Below are 14,769 nucleotides of genomic sequence, written 5' to 3'. Positions count from 1 at the left end.
GCTCCAGCATTAATCAATACCTCCTCACAACGAACCCTGACCCTTTTTTCTTTACATAAAAAACCAGGTCTTACTATGGATACTAAAAAACTACTTAAGCACGTGCCCTGGGCCTTACTCGGGATCCTCGGCGCTTTCTGTCTGGCGGTTGTCGCATTGCGCCGGGGCGAACACGTCAGCGCCCTGTGGATCGTGGTCGCGTCGGTCTCCGTCTACCTTGTGGCTTATCGCTACTACAGCTTATACATCGCGCAGAAGGTCATGAAGCTCGACCCGACGCGCGCCACCCCGGCGGTCATTAACAATGACGGCCTGAACTACGTGCCAACCAACCGCTACGTGCTGTTTGGTCACCACTTTGCCGCTATCGCCGGTGCTGGCCCGCTGGTTGGCCCGGTACTGGCCGCCCAGATGGGCTACCTGCCGGGTACGCTCTGGCTGCTGGCGGGCGTGGTGCTGGCGGGGGCGGTGCAGGACTTTATGGTGCTGTTTATCTCCTCGCGCCGTAACGGTTCGTCGCTGGGCGAGATGATCAAAGAAGAGATGGGCCGCGTGCCGGGCACTATCGCCCTCTTCGGCTGCTTCCTGATCATGATCATCATCCTCGCAGTGCTGGCGCTGATCGTGGTGAAAGCGCTGGCCGAAAGTCCGTGGGGCGTCTTCACCGTCTGCTCTACCGTACCGATTGCGCTGTTCATGGGCATCTATATGCGCTTCCTGCGCCCAGGCCGCGTGGGTGAAGTGTCGGTCATTGGTATCGTACTGCTGGTCGCCTCCATCTACTTCGGCGGCGTGATTGCGCACGACCCGTACTGGGGCCCGGCGCTGACCTTTAAAGACACCACCATCACCTTCGCGCTGATCGGTTACGCGTTCGTTTCCGCCCTGCTGCCGGTGTGGCTGATTTTGGCTCCGCGCGACTACCTGGCGACCTTCCTGAAAATCGGTGTCATCGTCGGGCTGGCGATCGGGATTGTGATCATCAACCCTGAGCTGAAAATGCCGGCGGTGACCCAGTACATTGACGGCACCGGTCCGCTGTGGAAAGGCGCCCTGTTCCCGTTCCTGTTTATCACCATCGCCTGCGGCGCCGTTTCAGGCTTCCACGCGCTGATCGCTTCCGGCACCACGCCGAAGCTGATGGCTAACGAAACCGACGCACGCTTTATCGGTTACGGCGCGATGCTGATGGAGTCCTTCGTGGCGATCATGGCGCTGGTTGCGGCCTCGATTATCGAGCCAGGCCTGTACTTCGCGATGAACACCCCGCCGGCGGGTCTGGGCATCACCATGCCAAACCTGCATGAGATGGGCGGGGAAAATACCGCGCTGATCATGGCGCAGCTGAAAGAGGCCAGCGCACACGCGGCGGCGACCGTCAGCTCCTGGGGCTTCGTGATCTCGCCTGAGCAGATCATGCAGACCGCGAAGGACATTGGCGAACCGTCCGTGCTGAACCGCGCAGGTGGCGCGCCGACGCTGGCCGTGGGTATCGCACACGTGTTCCACAAAGTGCTGCCGTGGGCGGACATGGGCTTCTGGTACCACTTCGGTATTCTGTTCGAAGCGCTGTTCATCCTCACCGCGCTGGATGCCGGTACCCGTGCGGGCCGCTTCATGCTGCAGGATCTGCTGGGCAACTTCGTGCCGTTCCTGAAGAAAACCGACTCTCTGGTAGCGGGTGTTCTGGGTACTGCCGGGTGCGTAGGCCTGTGGGGCTACCTGCTGTATCAGGGCGTTGTCGACCCGCTCGGCGGCGTGAAGAGCCTGTGGCCACTGTTCGGTATCTCTAACCAGATGCTGGCAGCCGTTGCCCTGGTGCTCGGTACCGTCGTCCTCGTGAAGATGAAACGCACCAAATACATCTGGGTGACCGTGGTTCCTGCGCTGTGGCTGCTGCTCTGCACCACCTGGGCGCTGGGCCTGAAGCTGTTCAGCACCAACCCGCAGCTGGAAGGCTTCTTCTTCATGGCTAACCAGTACAAAGAGAAGATTGCCGCAGGCGGCGCGGATCTGACCGCACAGCAGATTGCCAACATGAACCATATCGTGGTGAACAACTACACCAACGCGGGTCTGAGCATTCTGTTCCTGGTGGTGGTGTACAGCATTATCTTCTACGGCATCAAAACCTGGATGAAAGTGCGCAACACCGAAGGCCGTACGGATAAAGAGACCCCGTACGTGCCGGTGCCGGAAGGCGGCGTGAAGACCTCTTCACACCATTAATCTGGTTGTATTCAGCCCCGCTCCGGCGGGGCTTTGTTCTTATCAGGATGGACTATGTTTGGTAACTTAGGCGAAGCAAAAAAATACCTCGGTCAGGCGGCGAAAATGCTGATTGGCATTCCGGACTATGACAACTACGTTGAGCATATGAAGACCAACCATCCGGATAAGCCGTACATGACCTACACCGAATTCTTCCGCGAGCGTCAGGAAGCGCGCTACGGCGGAAGTGGAGAAGGCGGCGTCCGCTGCTGCTAAAGGAGAGACCATGACCCCGATTGCCGTTACCCTGCTGACCGGTTTCCTCGGCGCCGGTAAAACCACCCTGCTGCGCCACATCCTGAACGAGCAGCACGGCTTCAAAATCGCCGTCATCGAAAACGAATTTGGCGAAGTCTCCGTTGACGATCAATTAATCGGAGACCGCGCCACGCAAATCAAAACCCTGACCAACGGCTGCATCTGCTGCACCCGCTCTAACGAGCTGGAAGACGCCCTGCTGGACCTGCTCGACAGCCGCGATCGCGGTGACATCGGCTTCGACCGCCTGGTGATCGAGTGCACCGGCATGGCCGACCCCGGCCCGATTATTCAGACCTTTTTCTCGCACGATATTCTTTGCCAGCGCTACCTGCTGGACGGGGTGATTGCCCTGGTAGACGCGGTCCACGCCGACGAGCAGATGAACCAGTTCACCATTGCCCAGTCTCAGGTGGGCTACGCCGACCGCATTCTGCTGACCAAAACCGACGTGGCAGGCGACAGCGAAAAACTCCGCGAGCGCCTGACGCGCATCAACTCGCGCGCGCCGATTTATACGGTGACGCATGGCGATATCGATCTATCCCAGCTGTTTAACACCAACGGCTTTATGCTGGAAGAGAGCGTCACCACGAAACCGCGCTTCCACTTTATGGGAGACAAGCAAAACGACGTGGCGTCGATTGTGGTGGAGCTGGACTATCCGGTGGACATCAGCGAGGTCTCCCGGGTAATGGAAAACCTGCTGCTGTCGTTTGCCGACAGGCTGCTGCGCTACAAAGGCATGCTGTGGATCGACGGCGAGCCGAACCGCCTGCTGTTTCAGGGCGTACAGCGCCTGTACAGCGCCGACTGGGACCGCCCGTGGGGCGATGAAGCGCCGCATAGCGTGATGGTGTTTATTGGTATCCAGCTGCCGGAGGAGGAGATTCGGGCAGCGTTTGCGGGTCTGAAGAAATAACCGCCTTGCTTCCCCTCTCCCCTTTGGGGAGAGGGTTAGGATGAGGGGTAAAATTATTTCAACGCCTCCGGCAGCGTCACAATCCACAGCTCGCTCTCTGACTCCGGCTTCTTCAGCGGCTTCACGCTGAGCGTGGTTTCCACCGGTTTATCATCCAGCGTCAGCTTGCCTTCCTCGTTAACCCGATAGTCCTTGAGCTTTTTGCCCTCGACCGGATGCTGCATCGCCACCTTCACGCCAAAGTCGTTATCGTTCGCCACCGCAAGCCGTTTGCCGTCGATCAGCGCCAGCCCTTCGGCCTTCTCCTGTTTCCAGCCCAGCGCGCGCAGATCGACGACCTGCGTTTTTGCTGCAAGGGTAATGTCGCGCTGTGCCAGGGTTTTCTCATCATCAAACTCCGGGTACTCGCCCGGCTTGTCGAAAGCGGTCAGGTCGCTCGCCTTGCTGAGATCCACCTTGTAGATAAGGTTACGCATCGCGTCATTTTTATCCTCACCCTGTTCAATCAGCAGGATGTGCTGGTCGTCCAGCGCCACGATGTCGCCGATTTTGGCGTCGCTGTTTTTGCTGTAGGCCGCGCTGTCGATGGGGTAGCCGTACATCGCCGTTTTCCCGGTCGCCGGGTCGAAGCTGACCAGACGCGTAAACAGCGCCTGCTTTTTACTCTTACCGTCGATATCCAGCGTGCTTTGCACGGCGGCGATAATCCGCCCGTCCGGCATCCGGGTCAGGCCTTCAAAGCCCCGGTTCGGCTGGCGCCATTTGATAACGTTTGGCAGACCGCCCGCGATGGATTTTTCCCCTTCCGCCGCCTGCGGCCCGTGGATCGCCAGAATTTTTCCTTTGCTGTCGACGTTAATCAGGAACGGGCCATACTCGTCGCACAGCCAGAAACCGCCCTTGCCGTCCGGGGTGATGCCTTCCGTGTCCAGCCCGCGGTTGTCACCCTTCAGAATTTTGAGGGTATCGCTGAACGCCACCTCATTGGTGGCTCCAATCACGCCGCTTTGCAGCGGCAGGCCGTTAATCTCGCCTTTATCATCATGCAGCGGGCGGGCATCCGTTGCCTCCGCTTTGCCGTTCTGAACGCGGATGGTCATCAGCAGCGGCGCGAAATCCGGCGTGACAAAAATTTTGGCTTCGTTTTTACCCATTTTGGGCGCATCGGCGTTAGGACCGCGATCGGTCACGGTCGCGAAGGTCAGAGCATCGCCCTGCTTGCCCGTAAACAGCAGGCCGGAGCCAATCCCTACCGGGAGTCCATTCGGAAACGCACCGGCAAACGCGCCGCTGTATTTCACGTGTGAGCCGTCAGGGAAGCTGACAACATAGCGCTCAGCCGTGGGCTGCGCCGCCAGGCCAGAGAAAGAGAGCGTACAGCCGATAAGCACAGGAATGATTTTTCTTTTCATATTGTTAGCATCCGGAAAGTGAAGCCCACAACGTAATGAACAAACGTGTCAGAAAAATGACATGGAAAGGAAACGTGGCCGGACATCTGAACGAATAATGACCATAAAAATGTAAAAATTCGTTTTTTTATGTGATTTTAGAAATGGAATTGGAAATTATTAGAAGCGCAATTAATGCATCTCAAATCACTATCCCTGCCTCGTTCAGATTTCGTTTAGTCAAAAAATTAAACTATTCCTCAACATCTGAAATTTGCGCGTTGACACACCGACAACCCAACTTAAGCGTTACAAATAAATATAAAAGAATTAACAATTACAGCATGAAAAGTCGATTTGCATCACATTTGCAGTCATAAACATCGCTTGTTAAGGTGCCCCCAGATTAATTTGATGATGAGGCACGAAACATGAAAAAACTGAACATTCTTCTTCTTTCTGCACTGACCGCCATCTCGGGTTCCGCACTGGCAATGGGCGGCAGCATTGAGCAGGGTAAAAACTTTACCAACCTCAACCTGGAAATGGGCAAATCCTCATCCGGTGTTTATCTCGAAAGTAACTGGCTGAAAAACACCGACGACGGTACCCAGACCGGTGGCGTGGGCGCAGGCTACAACCTGGAAGTGGGCCCGGTGATGCTGAATGCGGGCGCAAAAGCCATCTACATCGGCCCGAAAAAAGGCGATAACGGCGTGGCCTTCCCGATTGGCGGCGGCGTAAACGTTGCGCTGACCGACAGCATCCACGTCTATGGCGAAGGCTATGCGGCACCAGAAGGCCTGAACAACAGCGTGAAAAACTACGTTGAAGCTAACGGCGGCGTAAGCTGGACCCCAATCAAACCGGTTACGCTGAAAGTAGGCTACCGCCACGTGAGCGTTGACGGTAAAGATGGTCGTCCAAACCACACCCTGATTGATGGCGCATATGTCGGCGGTGGAGTTAGCTTCTGATGAAACACCGCATTACCGCGCTTTGCGTTCTGAGCCTCACGCTGATGCTCACCGGCTGCGTCCAGTACAAATGGGTAAAACCGGGCGTGAGCGACGCTGAGATGAATAAAAAGCTCACGGAATGCGAAGCGCAGGCCCTGATCGATCTGCCTCCGGATAACGTAGTGACCGGTTCGAGCTCGGAAAAAACGGACAAAAAGAACAAGAAAAAGGATATTTCCACGAGCTACACGGTTGAAGACGCGAATGAATATCGCCGGGATACGTTAGTCGACAGCTGCATGTTTAAAAGCGGCTGGGACAAGATCGAAGTACAGTAATCAACTGAAAAAACCTGCCAACCGGCAGGTTTTTTTATTACCTCTTACTTACGCACCACCACCAGCTTCTGGTTCACAAACTCTTTGATCCCCAGATCCGACAGCTCGCGTCCGTAGCCGGAACGCTTCACGCCGCCGAACGGCAGCTCTGCTGCGGTATCGGTGAGCCAGTTGATGTACACCATCCCGGTCTCGATCCGCGACGCCATTTCCTTCGCGCGCTCGATGTCCTGGCTGAACACCGCCCCGCCCAGGCCGTAGTGGGAATCGTTCGCCAGCGCGACCGCCTCGTCGTCGTTTTTCACCACGTACATCTGCGCAACCGGGCCGAAGAACTCTTCGAAGTACGCCGGGTTATCGCGGGAGATATTCGTCAGGATCGTCGGTTCGAAGAAGCTCCCGTCGCGCTGCACCGGCTTGCCGCCAAAGTGCAGCGTGGCACCGTTTTTCACCGCCTCGTTAACCTGTTTGGTCAGCGTTTCCAGCGCATCTTTGGAAGAGAGCGGCCCCAGCGTGGTGCTCTCGTCCAGCGGATCGCCAATCTTCACCTGCTTAAACGCCTCGGTAAATTTGCTGAGGAACGCGTCGGCAATTTTCTCGTGCAGGATAAAGCGCTTCGCCGCGGTACAGACCTGCCCGGCGTTGTTGAGCCGCGCATTCACGCCAATCTTAACCGCTTTATCCAGGTCCGCGTCGTCCAGCACCACGAAGACGTCGTTACCGCCCAGTTCGAGGGTCGATTTCTTAATGTGCTTCGCCGCCTGCGCGGCCACCACGCTGCCCGCCTTTTCGGAGCCGGTTAGCGCTGCGCCCTGCACGCGATCGTCTGCGATGATATTCGCCACCTGTTCGGACGAGATAAACAGGTTCGTCCACGCCCCTTCCGGCGCGCCCGCCTCGCGCACCAGATGCGCAAAGGTCTCGGCGCAGTGCGGCACGATGCTGGCATGCTTGGCGATAACGGGGTTACCCGCCGCCAGGTTTGGTGCCAGGACACGCATCAGCTGGTAGTACGGGAAGTTCCACGGCTCGACGGCCATCAGCACGCCGATGGGGTGATGCTCCACCCACGCTTCCCCAAGTTCAGAGTCGTACTTCACCGGGGCGAGGAACTGCTTCGCGTTGTCGGCGTAGTAGCGGGCGATCTGCGCGCAAAGCTTCACCTCGCCGCGGCTCTGTTCGATGAGCTTACCCATCTCCTGGCTGGCGATTTTGGCCAGATCCTCCACGCGCTCGTCGATCAGGTCGGCAAGCTTATGCAGCACCGGCAGGCGCTGGCTGATGTCGCCTTTCGCCCATTCCGAATGGTAAAGCGCATCGGCCGCCTTCAGCGCCGCTTCGATATCCGCGTCGGTATGTGAGGGGTATTCTTTGATGAGCTGGTTAGTGGCAGAATTTACTGTCTGATAAGCCATATCGAATCTCCATGTTTTACCGCTTAGGGTATTAAGGGTAGTCAACATGACTGGCTGTGGACGTAAAGTTGGGTATATCCGGAAGGTTCTGAGTTAAGCAGTGCCGGACGGTTCGCTGACGTGGTATAAAAAACGTCCAGAAGGAGTTTCCATGACCGATACCCGACACGTTCGCCAGACTTTTCACCGCGCCAGGGGCCTTGAGCTGCGCAGCACCTGGCAGAGCACGCAGGCGTACAAACGCCACTGTCACCCTCAACTCTCCATCGGCGCGATTGTTGAGGGCCAGACCTGCTGCGTGTGTCATGACCAAGAGTACATTCTTCATCCCGGGGACCTCATTGCGATCCCGGCTTATGTGCCGCACAGCTGCAACCCCGTCGACGGGCAGCCGCGCAGCTACCATATGCTCTATATCGACACCGATTTTCCTCTGGCGCTACAGGTGATTCGTAACCCTGCCCTGTTTGCCCATTACCTGGACGTCGTTAAGACAATGTCTCCAGCGTCCGTGGAGGCGCTGCTTTCTGCCCTTCCCCGCTGCGCAGATAACGCAGACGCGCTTCGGCCAACCAGCCAGCAGGTTCAGGAGGCGTTTCTTTCCAATCTCACCAGCCCGCCCTCTCTCGACGAACTTGCCCAACGCTTCTCGCTGCGCAAGGAGACGCTGATCCGCACCTTCCGGCAGGACACCGGCCTGACGCCGGGCAGCTTCCTCAACATCTCCCGCGTGGAGTTCGCCAAAGCGCGGCTACGTGCCGGGGACGACATCGCCGACGTCGGCTACCAGAGCGGCTTTGCCGACCAGAGCCATTTTCATAAGACCTTCGTCAGCTATACCGCCGCCACGCCGCGCCAGTACGCCACGGGCCGATCAATATCAGACAATAAATAGGATCTGCAGCGCCGTATCCTGTCCTCAGATGGTTAACTGAGGTCGCTATGGAACTGTTCTTCCCTTCCGCTTTTCTCGCTCTGGCGCTGGCGCATTTTGTTGCGCTGTTGAGCCCGGGTCCGGATTTTTTCCTGCTTTTGGGCTACGCGGCGCGCTATCGGCTGCGCGGCAGCGCCGGGCTGTGCGTCGGCATCGCCGCGGGTAACGCGCTCTATATTGTTCTGGTGATTATCGGCTGGAGCGCGCTGCGGCAGTTTGCGTGGCTGTTTACGCTGATAGAGCTTTGCGGGGCGCTGTACCTGCTGTGGATCGGCTCGCATCTGGTGCGCAGCCAAACGCAGGCGCTGGCGCTTGCAGAAACCCGACAGCGGTGCCCTTCTCTGATGAAGCAGATCCTGCTGGGGCTGGGGTCGGCGCTGTTAAATCCGAAAAATGCGCTGTTCTACCTGGCGCTGATGACGGCGTTACTCGGGCCGGACGTCACGCTGCTTCAGCAGGCGACCTGCGGCGTCTGGATGGTGATGGTGGTGCTGGCGTGGGATCTGGCGCTGGTGTCGATGATGGGGCTATCGGCGGTGCAACAGAAGCTCAGGCGTTCGCTGTGGTGGATTGAGCGCACGGCGGGCGTGGTGCTGATGGGGTTTGGCGGGTGGGTGCTGTGGCGATTTTTGCACTTTTCCCCCGCTTCCCTCTATCCTTAACCCATGGAAAAAATCGCTGAACTCAAACGCGCCAAGCTGCTGGCGCTGTCGCTGCTGCTGATTGCCGCCGCGGCCTTTGTCACCACCCTCTTCCTGCCGCAGACCTTCTGGGTGCGCGGCGTCAAAGCCATTGCCGAGGCGGCGATGGTCGGCGCGCTGGCGGACTGGTTTGCCGTCGTCGCGCTGTTCCGCCGGGTTCCCATTCCGTTTATTTCGCGCCATACGGCGATTATCCCGCGCAATAAGGACCGAATCGGCGACAATCTCGGCCAGTTCGTGCAGGAGAAGTTTCTTGATACTCAGTCGCTTGTGTCGCTGATCCGCCGCTATGAGCCAGCGCAGATGATTGGCGCCTGGTTCAGCAAGCCCGACAACGCCCAGCGCGTCGGGCTGCATCTGATGCAGGTGATGAGCGGTTTTCTTGAGTTAACCGACGACGGGCGCATTCAGCGCCTGCTCAAACGCGCGGTGCATAAAGCTATCGATAAGGTGGATTTCACCGAAACCAGCGCCGTCATGCTGGAGAGCATGACCAAAAATAACCGCCATCAGGTACTGCTGGACGCCATCATCAACCGGCTGATTACCCTGATTCAGCGGGAAAGCACGCGGGAGTTTATTGCCGATCAGATTGTCCACTGGCTCAAAACCGAGCATCCGCGCAAGGCGATGGTGCTCCCCACGGAGTGGCTGGGCGATCAAAGCGCGGAGATGGTGTCGAACGCGGTGAACACGCTGCTGGACGATATCAGCCACGACCGCACGCACCAGATCCGTCAGGCGTTCGACCGCGCCACGCTGAAGCTTATCGACAACCTGAAAAACGATCCGGAAATGGCGGCGAAAGCCGACAACATCAAGCACTACCTGAAGAACGATGAGGCGTTTAACCGCTATCTGGGCGAGATGTGGGCTGACCTGCGCCAGTGGCTGAAGGCGGATATGCAGAGCGAGGATTCGCGCGTGAAGCAGCGCATCGCCAACGCCGGACTGTGGTTTGGCGAAACGCTAACAAACGACGCCAGCCTGCGCGCGTCGCTGAACGAGCATCTGGAGCAGGCCGCGCACCGCGTCGCGCCGGATTTCGCCGCGTTCCTGACCCGCCACATCAGCGACACGGTCAAAAGCTGGGACGCCAAAGACATGTCCCGCCAGATTGAGCTGAACATCGGCAAAGACCTGCAGTTCATCCGCGTCAACGGCACGCTGGTGGGCGGGACGATAGGCCTAATCCTGTTCTTACTCTCGCAAGTCCCAACGCTTATCCATTCAGCGTCCTGAGGATCAGCGCCTTCATGCTGGTAATAGCTGCATCGGGGGAGACGCTCCCCTGATGCAGCGCGATTCCCAGTTCTCCTGCATCTGGCAGCAGGTGGCTGTCGATCCGTAACGTCTCGGGCAGACCAATACGCGTGCGGAGCGTAATACCCAGCCCCGCACTAACTCCCGCCCACAGCCCGCTCAGGCTATAGCTGGTATAAGCGATACGCCAGGGAATACCTGCGGCATCCAGTGCCGCGATGGCCCGGCTTCGCAGGAGGCAGGGCGCGTCAAAAATCACCAGCGGCAGCGGCTCACCTCGTTGCAGAAGGACCTCAATGTCCTCGCGGGACCGGCAAATCCATGCCAGCGGTTCGCTTCGCACGTAGTCGCCTTCTCGACCTTCCTGCCAGACCAGCGCCAGATCGAGTTCATTCGCCGCCACGCCGCGCAGCAGCGGCGGGTTGCGATCGACACGTGCCGTCATGCGAAGCTCAGGGTGTTGTCTGTGAAAATCGCCGAGGACCTTCGGCATCACGGACTCGCCAAAGTCCTCCTGCATACCCAGCCGCACCTCGCCCTGAAGCAACTCACCTCTGATAGCCCGGAGCGCTTCATCATTTAATACCAGCATGCGTCGGGCGTAGCTCAGCAGAATTTCACCCTCTCGGGTCAGTGCCAGCGTACGCCCCTGCTTAACGGTCAGAGCCACGCCACACTGCTGCTCCAGCTTTTTTAACTGGGCACTGACCGCAGAGGTGGACCGACACAGCCTGTCCGCCGCCTCGGCAAAACTGGCGGACTGAATCCCCTCCACAAAGCTGCGCAGCGCGTCCAGGTCTAATGCTGAAAAGCGTTTATCCATATCATCCTCATTTTCAGGACATTCAGTCCTGAACATTGCGATTTTATTTATGGTGGCAGCCTGCGAGAGTGATTTCCAGACGACAGGAGGAATAAAAATGAGCACAACACTGAATCGCGACACGCTTGCGCAGGTTTCCCCTAAGCTGGCGGAACTGAGCCAGCAGGTACTTTTTGGCGATATCTGGCAGCGTCCGCAGTTAGCCCCGCGGGATCGCAGTCTGATCACGCTTGCCGCGCTGGCAGCCCTGGGGCGCACCGCGCAGCTTCCCTGGCATATCGGCTTCGCCCGGCAAAACGGCGTGACGGACGACGAAATAGCCGAAGCGTTTACCCATCTGGCGTTTTACGCAGGCTGGCCGGCCGCCGTCAGCGCGCTGAGCAGCCTTGCAGAGGAGAAACAATAATGCCGTTTGTTCGTATCATGACGGGTGACCGCTATAGCGAGATGCAGCAAAAGCAGATCTCGGACATTCTGCACCAGGCGCTGACGGAAACCTTCGCCGTTCCCGCGCAGGACAGGTTCCATTTTTTTGAATGCTTCGCGGCCGGGGATCGATACATTGATCGGCGCTATCTCAGCACGGGCAGAACGGAGGGGGCGATACTGTTTAACATCGTTGCTGGTAAGCCGAGGAGCACTGAACAGAAATCTGCCCTCTACCGCCAGCTGGCTGCGCAACTGAATGAGAAGATGGGCATTGACGGTGGAGACGTGATGGTCGTTATCCAGTTTACGGCCGCTGAGGACTGGAGCTTCAGCGGCGGCAAACGCTATCAGCCCTGAATGACGTAGCGCGTGGCGGCGAAACGGTTCAGGATCAAATGCACCAGAAAGACCATCGTCAGCGTCGCCACCAGCGAAAAGGTCACGGAGGTGATGCGATAGAGATCGCTGAACACCAGGTCGCTGTCCGGGTGCATGTTCTGCCCGAACATAATGCCGATGGTCGTGATGCTGGAAAACCCCACGCCCGCGCCCACTTTCTCCATCACGTGCAGCCGCGCGCCAAACGCCAGGCCGAGGCCAATCAGCGGCATCATCAGCAGCATATGGCTGCTGTGATCGTAGAGGATAAGCTGCACCACCAGAATGTAGAGGCAGCCCAGCACTACCCCGACCACGCGCCAGATGGAGCTCATCACCGCGCCGCGGTAGTGCATAGGGAACAGGATCAGAATTCCTGCCATCAGCGCCGAGAGCGAATCGCTTAAGTCGCTAATCTGAAACACCACGAAAATCATCGTCGCGACGCTGCCGGAGAGCAGCGACTCGTGGCGCACGCGGGCGTCGTCTTTCTCAATCAGCGGCGGCGGCTTGCGGGGCTCCACGTCCGGCAGCAGGTAGTTCATCAGCGCGCTCAGGCACACCGCCATCACGCTCGCTTCAATGTTGGAAAACAGCAGCGTGTGCCAGTTGGTGGTGGGGTAGCTCATAAAGTTGAGCATTACGCTCTGGCACACAACGCCCATCGAGCCGAACAGGAACAGCGGCCCTTTGCTCATAAAGCGAAAACGCATCACGTAAAGGGCAAATACCACCAGCGTCATGATGACCGGCCATTGGGAAAGATAGCCGATGATAATCACCATTTCGACGCAGTTCAGCGATGCGCTGAAGATAAACTGCTTCGCCACGTGGCGGTTAAACACCGGCACCAGCGACAGCAGCATGATCGGATAGACCACGAAAAACACGCCGTAGCTGGTGTTGTAGAAGCTCGATATGCTCAGGGCAATCATCCCGGCAAAAACGATGCGCAGGGTCTGGCGAAAGTCGTTTGCCGTGTAGACGATGTTGCCGTGCGGGGTAAAGACCCGCGCCAGCGTATTAATAGACATAGTGAAGCAGGCTCACCAGGTGGATCTGCATTCCGGAGAAGAAGCGCGCAAACGGCCCTTCGCTGTTGTAGAGCTGCACGGTCGCCCGCGCGCCGGTTGGCAGCGGCTTCGGCAGCGGCTCATCCAGCTTGACGTGAATGCGCATGCGTTGGGCGTCTCGTACCCAGCGGTTAGAGGTCTCCGGCTGGGAGAGCTGGCCGTTAACCGCCTCCTGGCCTGCGAGGATCCCCGCGTCGCTGCTGGCCACGTGGGCGCGGAACACCTGCCCCGGGAAGGCGTCAAACACCACGGCGGCATCGGTGCCCTGACGGGTATGGCGCAGGCTCTTCTCGCGGAAATCGGCCACGATATCGGTCTGGTTGTTTACCAGCGCCAGCGCGGCGGAGCCGGATGAGGCGTAAAAACCGGGGCTTAACTGCAGGTTACTGACCGTGCCGTCCGCCAGGGCGTAGACCTTTGTCCAGCCGAGGTTCAGCTCTGCTTCATCCAGCGCGTTGCGGTATTTTTGCAGCGTCACGTTGCGGTGTTCTTCGCGCTCGCCGCGCTGGATGCGCAGGTTCCGGATGTTGGCCTGAATCGTGCTGACGGACTGCTCACTGCTCTGCCAGGCGGTGCGGACCTTATCCAGATCCGCCTGCGAGACGTTCTGTAACGTGCTCAGCTTCTGATAGCGTTCGAAGGTCACCTTGTCGTTACGCGCGGTCAGCACCGCGGTTTTCAGGCTGGCCTGCGCGGCGGCGATCTGCGCGTCCAACTGTTCGTTAGAGAGACGCGCCTGCTCCAGCGCGATTTGCGCCGCTTCCACTTTATTGCGAAACGGCGTGTCGTCGAGCTCAAACAGCAGATCGCCTTTCTTCACCTGGCTGTTGTTGTGGACATGTACCGCCGCCACGTAGCCGGAGACGCGCGGAGAAACCGGCGTCACCACGCGCATGACGGTGGAGTCCGGCGTCAGCGGGATCCAGATATCCGCGACGACAAAATAGATAAACATCAGCAGGAAAGAGGCAATACTCACCCTTACCCAGCGGGCAAACTTTTGTTCAGGGGTCATTATTTTTCGGTCTTGTTGTCTTCTTCGCGGATTGTCCGCAAATTGCAGGCGATTTGATTTAACGTGGCGCTGAAAATCTCGATATGCTCCGGCGCGATGTGTTGCGATACGCGAGCCTGATAGGTCTCAATCACCTGAGTGAGCCTTTTTAATATGGCTTTTCCCTCAGGCGTCAGCGTCAGAAGCCGGATGCGCTTGTCATAAGGCGATGTGGTGCGCAGCAGGTAACCCTGTTTTTCCAGCTGTGTCAGGGTGCGCATCAGCGGCGGCAGTTCAATACCCTGCACCTCCGCCAGCTCACTCATTGAGACGTTATCCCCGAGCTGATGAAGCTGCATCATCACCGTCCAGCTCGACTGGGTTAAGCCGGTATCGAGAATGGCATCATCGATCACCGCACGCCACTGGCGCACGATCATTGCCATCCGCATGCCCATCGGCCTGCGGCAGAACAGTTCTTCTTCACTCATGGGGAAACCTCTCGTCACACGCGGTCAAGATAATAGTTATCATGGTAAGTATCAAGAAACGCGAGACGAAAGAGCAGGAATTGCGAAAACGATGTCTCCCTCTCCCCGTGGGAGAGGGTCGGGGTGAGG

16 protein-coding genes are annotated in these 14,769 nt (G+C 58.1%); 10 read left to right on the top strand and 6 right to left on the bottom strand.

The annotated features are described in order from the left end of the window. Positions 1 to 75 precede the first annotated feature (75 nt). From IM303_RS10870 to yjiA, 3 genes are read left to right on the top strand one after another with little or no spacing between them, the layout of a single operon-like run. Positions 76 to 2,229 carry a carbon starvation CstA family protein gene (locus IM303_RS10870; protein ID WP_028015394.1) on the top strand — a complete coding sequence of 718 codons (2,154 nt, stop codon included), beginning with the start codon at positions 76 to 78 and terminating at the stop codon, positions 2,227 to 2,229. Positions 2,230 to 2,283: 54 nt separating this feature from the next. Beyond that, positions 2,284 to 2,487 (top strand): YbdD/YjiX family protein, encoded by a 204-nt coding sequence (locus IM303_RS10865; protein WP_003856610.1) that lies wholly within the window; start codon positions 2,284 to 2,286, stop codon positions 2,485 to 2,487. Between the two features lie 10 nt (positions 2,488 to 2,497). After that, entirely contained in the window at positions 2,498 to 3,451 is a 954-nt protein-coding gene (gene yjiA / locus IM303_RS10860) for a GTPase (RefSeq protein ID WP_193359902.1), read from the top strand. A gap of 53 nt (positions 3,452 to 3,504) precedes the next feature. Here the strand turns inward: yjiA and IM303_RS10855 are convergent, their stop codons facing one another. Continuing rightward, positions 3,505 to 4,863, bottom strand: coding sequence for an esterase-like activity of phytase family protein (locus tag IM303_RS10855; protein ID WP_192986776.1), 1,359 nt, complete (start codon positions 4,861 to 4,863; stop codon positions 3,505 to 3,507). Positions 4,864 to 5,273: 410 nt separating this feature from the next. Between IM303_RS10855 and IM303_RS10850 the strand changes: the two genes are divergently transcribed. Together IM303_RS10850 and IM303_RS10845 are read left to right on the top strand one after the other, a co-directional pair. Further along, positions 5,274 to 5,819, top strand: coding sequence for a YfaZ family outer membrane protein (locus IM303_RS10850; protein WP_028015391.1), 546 nt, complete (start codon positions 5,274 to 5,276; stop codon positions 5,817 to 5,819). Next, positions 5,819 to 6,139: a hypothetical protein gene (locus IM303_RS10845; protein ID WP_028015390.1), complete on the top strand. Its 321-nt coding sequence runs from the start codon at positions 5,819 to 5,821 to the stop codon at positions 6,137 to 6,139. The genes IM303_RS10850 and IM303_RS10845 overlap by 1 nt, the downstream gene beginning before the upstream one ends. A 44-nt stretch (positions 6,140 to 6,183) precedes the next feature. Here the strand turns inward: IM303_RS10845 and IM303_RS10840 are convergent, their stop codons facing one another. Continuing rightward, positions 6,184 to 7,554: an NAD-dependent succinate-semialdehyde dehydrogenase gene (locus tag IM303_RS10840; protein WP_192986774.1), complete on the bottom strand. Its 1,371-nt coding sequence runs from the start codon at positions 7,552 to 7,554 to the stop codon at positions 6,184 to 6,186. Between the two features lie 151 nt (positions 7,555 to 7,705). Between IM303_RS10840 and IM303_RS10835 the strand changes: the two genes are divergently transcribed. The 3 genes from IM303_RS10835 to IM303_RS10825 are packed head-to-tail and all read left to right on the top strand — an operon-like array spanning position 7,706 to position 10,431. After that, positions 7,706 to 8,449, top strand: coding sequence for an AraC family transcriptional regulator (locus IM303_RS10835; protein ID WP_048999302.1), 744 nt, complete (start codon positions 7,706 to 7,708; stop codon positions 8,447 to 8,449). A gap of 47 nt (positions 8,450 to 8,496) precedes the next feature. Further along, positions 8,497 to 9,150 carry a LysE family translocator gene (locus tag IM303_RS10830; RefSeq protein ID WP_048999301.1) on the top strand — a complete coding sequence of 218 codons (654 nt, stop codon included), beginning with the start codon at positions 8,497 to 8,499 and terminating at the stop codon, positions 9,148 to 9,150. 3 nt (positions 9,151 to 9,153) lie between these two features. After that, positions 9,154 to 10,431 carry a DUF445 domain-containing protein gene (locus tag IM303_RS10825; protein WP_193359901.1) on the top strand — a complete coding sequence of 426 codons (1,278 nt, stop codon included), beginning with the start codon at positions 9,154 to 9,156 and terminating at the stop codon, positions 10,429 to 10,431. Here IM303_RS10825 and IM303_RS10820 read toward each other — a convergent pair. After that, a complete protein-coding gene (locus IM303_RS10820) occupies positions 10,412 to 11,275 on the bottom strand; it encodes a LysR substrate-binding domain-containing protein (RefSeq protein WP_048999300.1) in 864 nt (287 codons plus the stop codon). The two genes, IM303_RS10825 and IM303_RS10820, sit on opposite strands and share 20 nt — an antisense overlap. Positions 11,276 to 11,372: 97 nt before the next feature. Between IM303_RS10820 and IM303_RS10815 the strand changes: the two genes are divergently transcribed. After that, on the top strand, positions 11,373 to 11,681 hold the full coding sequence (locus tag IM303_RS10815) for a carboxymuconolactone decarboxylase family protein (protein WP_028015385.1): 309 nt from the start codon (positions 11,373 to 11,375) through the stop codon (positions 11,679 to 11,681). Next, entirely contained in the window at positions 11,681 to 12,061 is a 381-nt protein-coding gene (locus IM303_RS10810; protein WP_028015384.1) for a tautomerase family protein, read from the top strand. Before IM303_RS10815 ends, IM303_RS10810 begins: the two co-directional genes overlap by 1 nt. Here IM303_RS10810 and IM303_RS10805 read toward each other — a convergent pair. From IM303_RS10805 to IM303_RS10795, 3 genes are read right to left on the bottom strand one after another with little or no spacing between them, the layout of a single operon-like run. Then, a complete protein-coding gene (locus IM303_RS10805) occupies positions 12,052 to 13,116 on the bottom strand; it encodes a DUF2955 domain-containing protein (protein WP_045259544.1) in 1,065 nt (354 codons plus the stop codon). The two genes, IM303_RS10810 and IM303_RS10805, sit on opposite strands and share 10 nt — an antisense overlap. After that, the gene (locus tag IM303_RS10800; RefSeq protein ID WP_193359909.1) at positions 13,106 to 14,173 is read right to left on the bottom strand and encodes an HlyD family secretion protein; all 1,068 of its coding nucleotides are present in this window, start codon (positions 14,171 to 14,173) and stop codon (positions 13,106 to 13,108) included. Before IM303_RS10800 ends, IM303_RS10805 begins: the two co-directional genes overlap by 11 nt. Next, a complete protein-coding gene (locus IM303_RS10795) occupies positions 14,170 to 14,640 on the bottom strand; it encodes a MarR family winged helix-turn-helix transcriptional regulator (protein WP_047367261.1) in 471 nt (156 codons plus the stop codon). Before IM303_RS10795 ends, IM303_RS10800 begins: the two co-directional genes overlap by 4 nt. Between the last annotated feature and the right edge of the window lie 129 nt (positions 14,641 to 14,769).

The sequence above is a fragment of the Enterobacter cloacae complex sp. P38RS genome, assembly GCF_014930775.1.
Classification (GTDB): Bacteria; Pseudomonadota; Gammaproteobacteria; order Enterobacterales; family Enterobacteriaceae; genus Enterobacter; species Enterobacter bugandensis.
The sequence above is the reverse complement of the archived record's forward strand: the minus strand, read 5'-3'. Positions and strand labels throughout refer to the sequence as shown.

What these genes read in the sequence shown, in the direction of transcription:
- IM303_RS10840 (WP_192986774.1), bottom strand. Translation starts at nt 7,554, where the DNA reads ATGGCTTATCAGACAGTAAATTCTGCCACTAACCAGCTCATCAAAGAA.
- IM303_RS10855 (WP_192986776.1), bottom strand. Translation starts at nt 4,863, where the DNA reads ATGAAAAGAAAAATCATTCCTGTGCTTATCGGCTGTACGCTCTCTTTC.
- IM303_RS10805 (WP_045259544.1), bottom strand. Translation starts at nt 13,116, where the DNA reads ATGTCTATTAATACGCTGGCGCGGGTCTTTACCCCGCACGGCAACATC.
- IM303_RS10810 (WP_028015384.1), top strand. Translation starts at nt 11,681, where the DNA reads ATGCCGTTTGTTCGTATCATGACGGGTGACCGCTATAGCGAGATGCAG.
- IM303_RS10845 (WP_028015390.1), top strand. Translation starts at nt 5,819, where the DNA reads ATGAAACACCGCATTACCGCGCTTTGCGTTCTGAGCCTCACGCTGATG.
- IM303_RS10820 (WP_048999300.1), bottom strand. Translation starts at nt 11,275, where the DNA reads ATGGATAAACGCTTTTCAGCATTAGACCTGGACGCGCTGCGCAGCTTT.
- yjiA (WP_193359902.1), top strand. Translation starts at nt 2,498, where the DNA reads ATGACCCCGATTGCCGTTACCCTGCTGACCGGTTTCCTCGGCGCCGGT.
- IM303_RS10830 (WP_048999301.1), top strand. Translation starts at nt 8,497, where the DNA reads ATGGAACTGTTCTTCCCTTCCGCTTTTCTCGCTCTGGCGCTGGCGCAT.
- IM303_RS10865 (WP_003856610.1), top strand. Translation starts at nt 2,284, where the DNA reads ATGTTTGGTAACTTAGGCGAAGCAAAAAAATACCTCGGTCAGGCGGCG.
- IM303_RS10795 (WP_047367261.1), bottom strand. Translation starts at nt 14,640, where the DNA reads ATGAGTGAAGAAGAACTGTTCTGCCGCAGGCCGATGGGCATGCGGATG.
- IM303_RS10835 (WP_048999302.1), top strand. Translation starts at nt 7,706, where the DNA reads ATGACCGATACCCGACACGTTCGCCAGACTTTTCACCGCGCCAGGGGC.
- IM303_RS10815 (WP_028015385.1), top strand. Translation starts at nt 11,373, where the DNA reads ATGAGCACAACACTGAATCGCGACACGCTTGCGCAGGTTTCCCCTAAG.
- IM303_RS10850 (WP_028015391.1), top strand. Translation starts at nt 5,274, where the DNA reads ATGAAAAAACTGAACATTCTTCTTCTTTCTGCACTGACCGCCATCTCG.
- IM303_RS10870 (WP_028015394.1), top strand. Translation starts at nt 76, where the DNA reads ATGGATACTAAAAAACTACTTAAGCACGTGCCCTGGGCCTTACTCGGG.
- IM303_RS10825 (WP_193359901.1), top strand. Translation starts at nt 9,154, where the DNA reads ATGGAAAAAATCGCTGAACTCAAACGCGCCAAGCTGCTGGCGCTGTCG.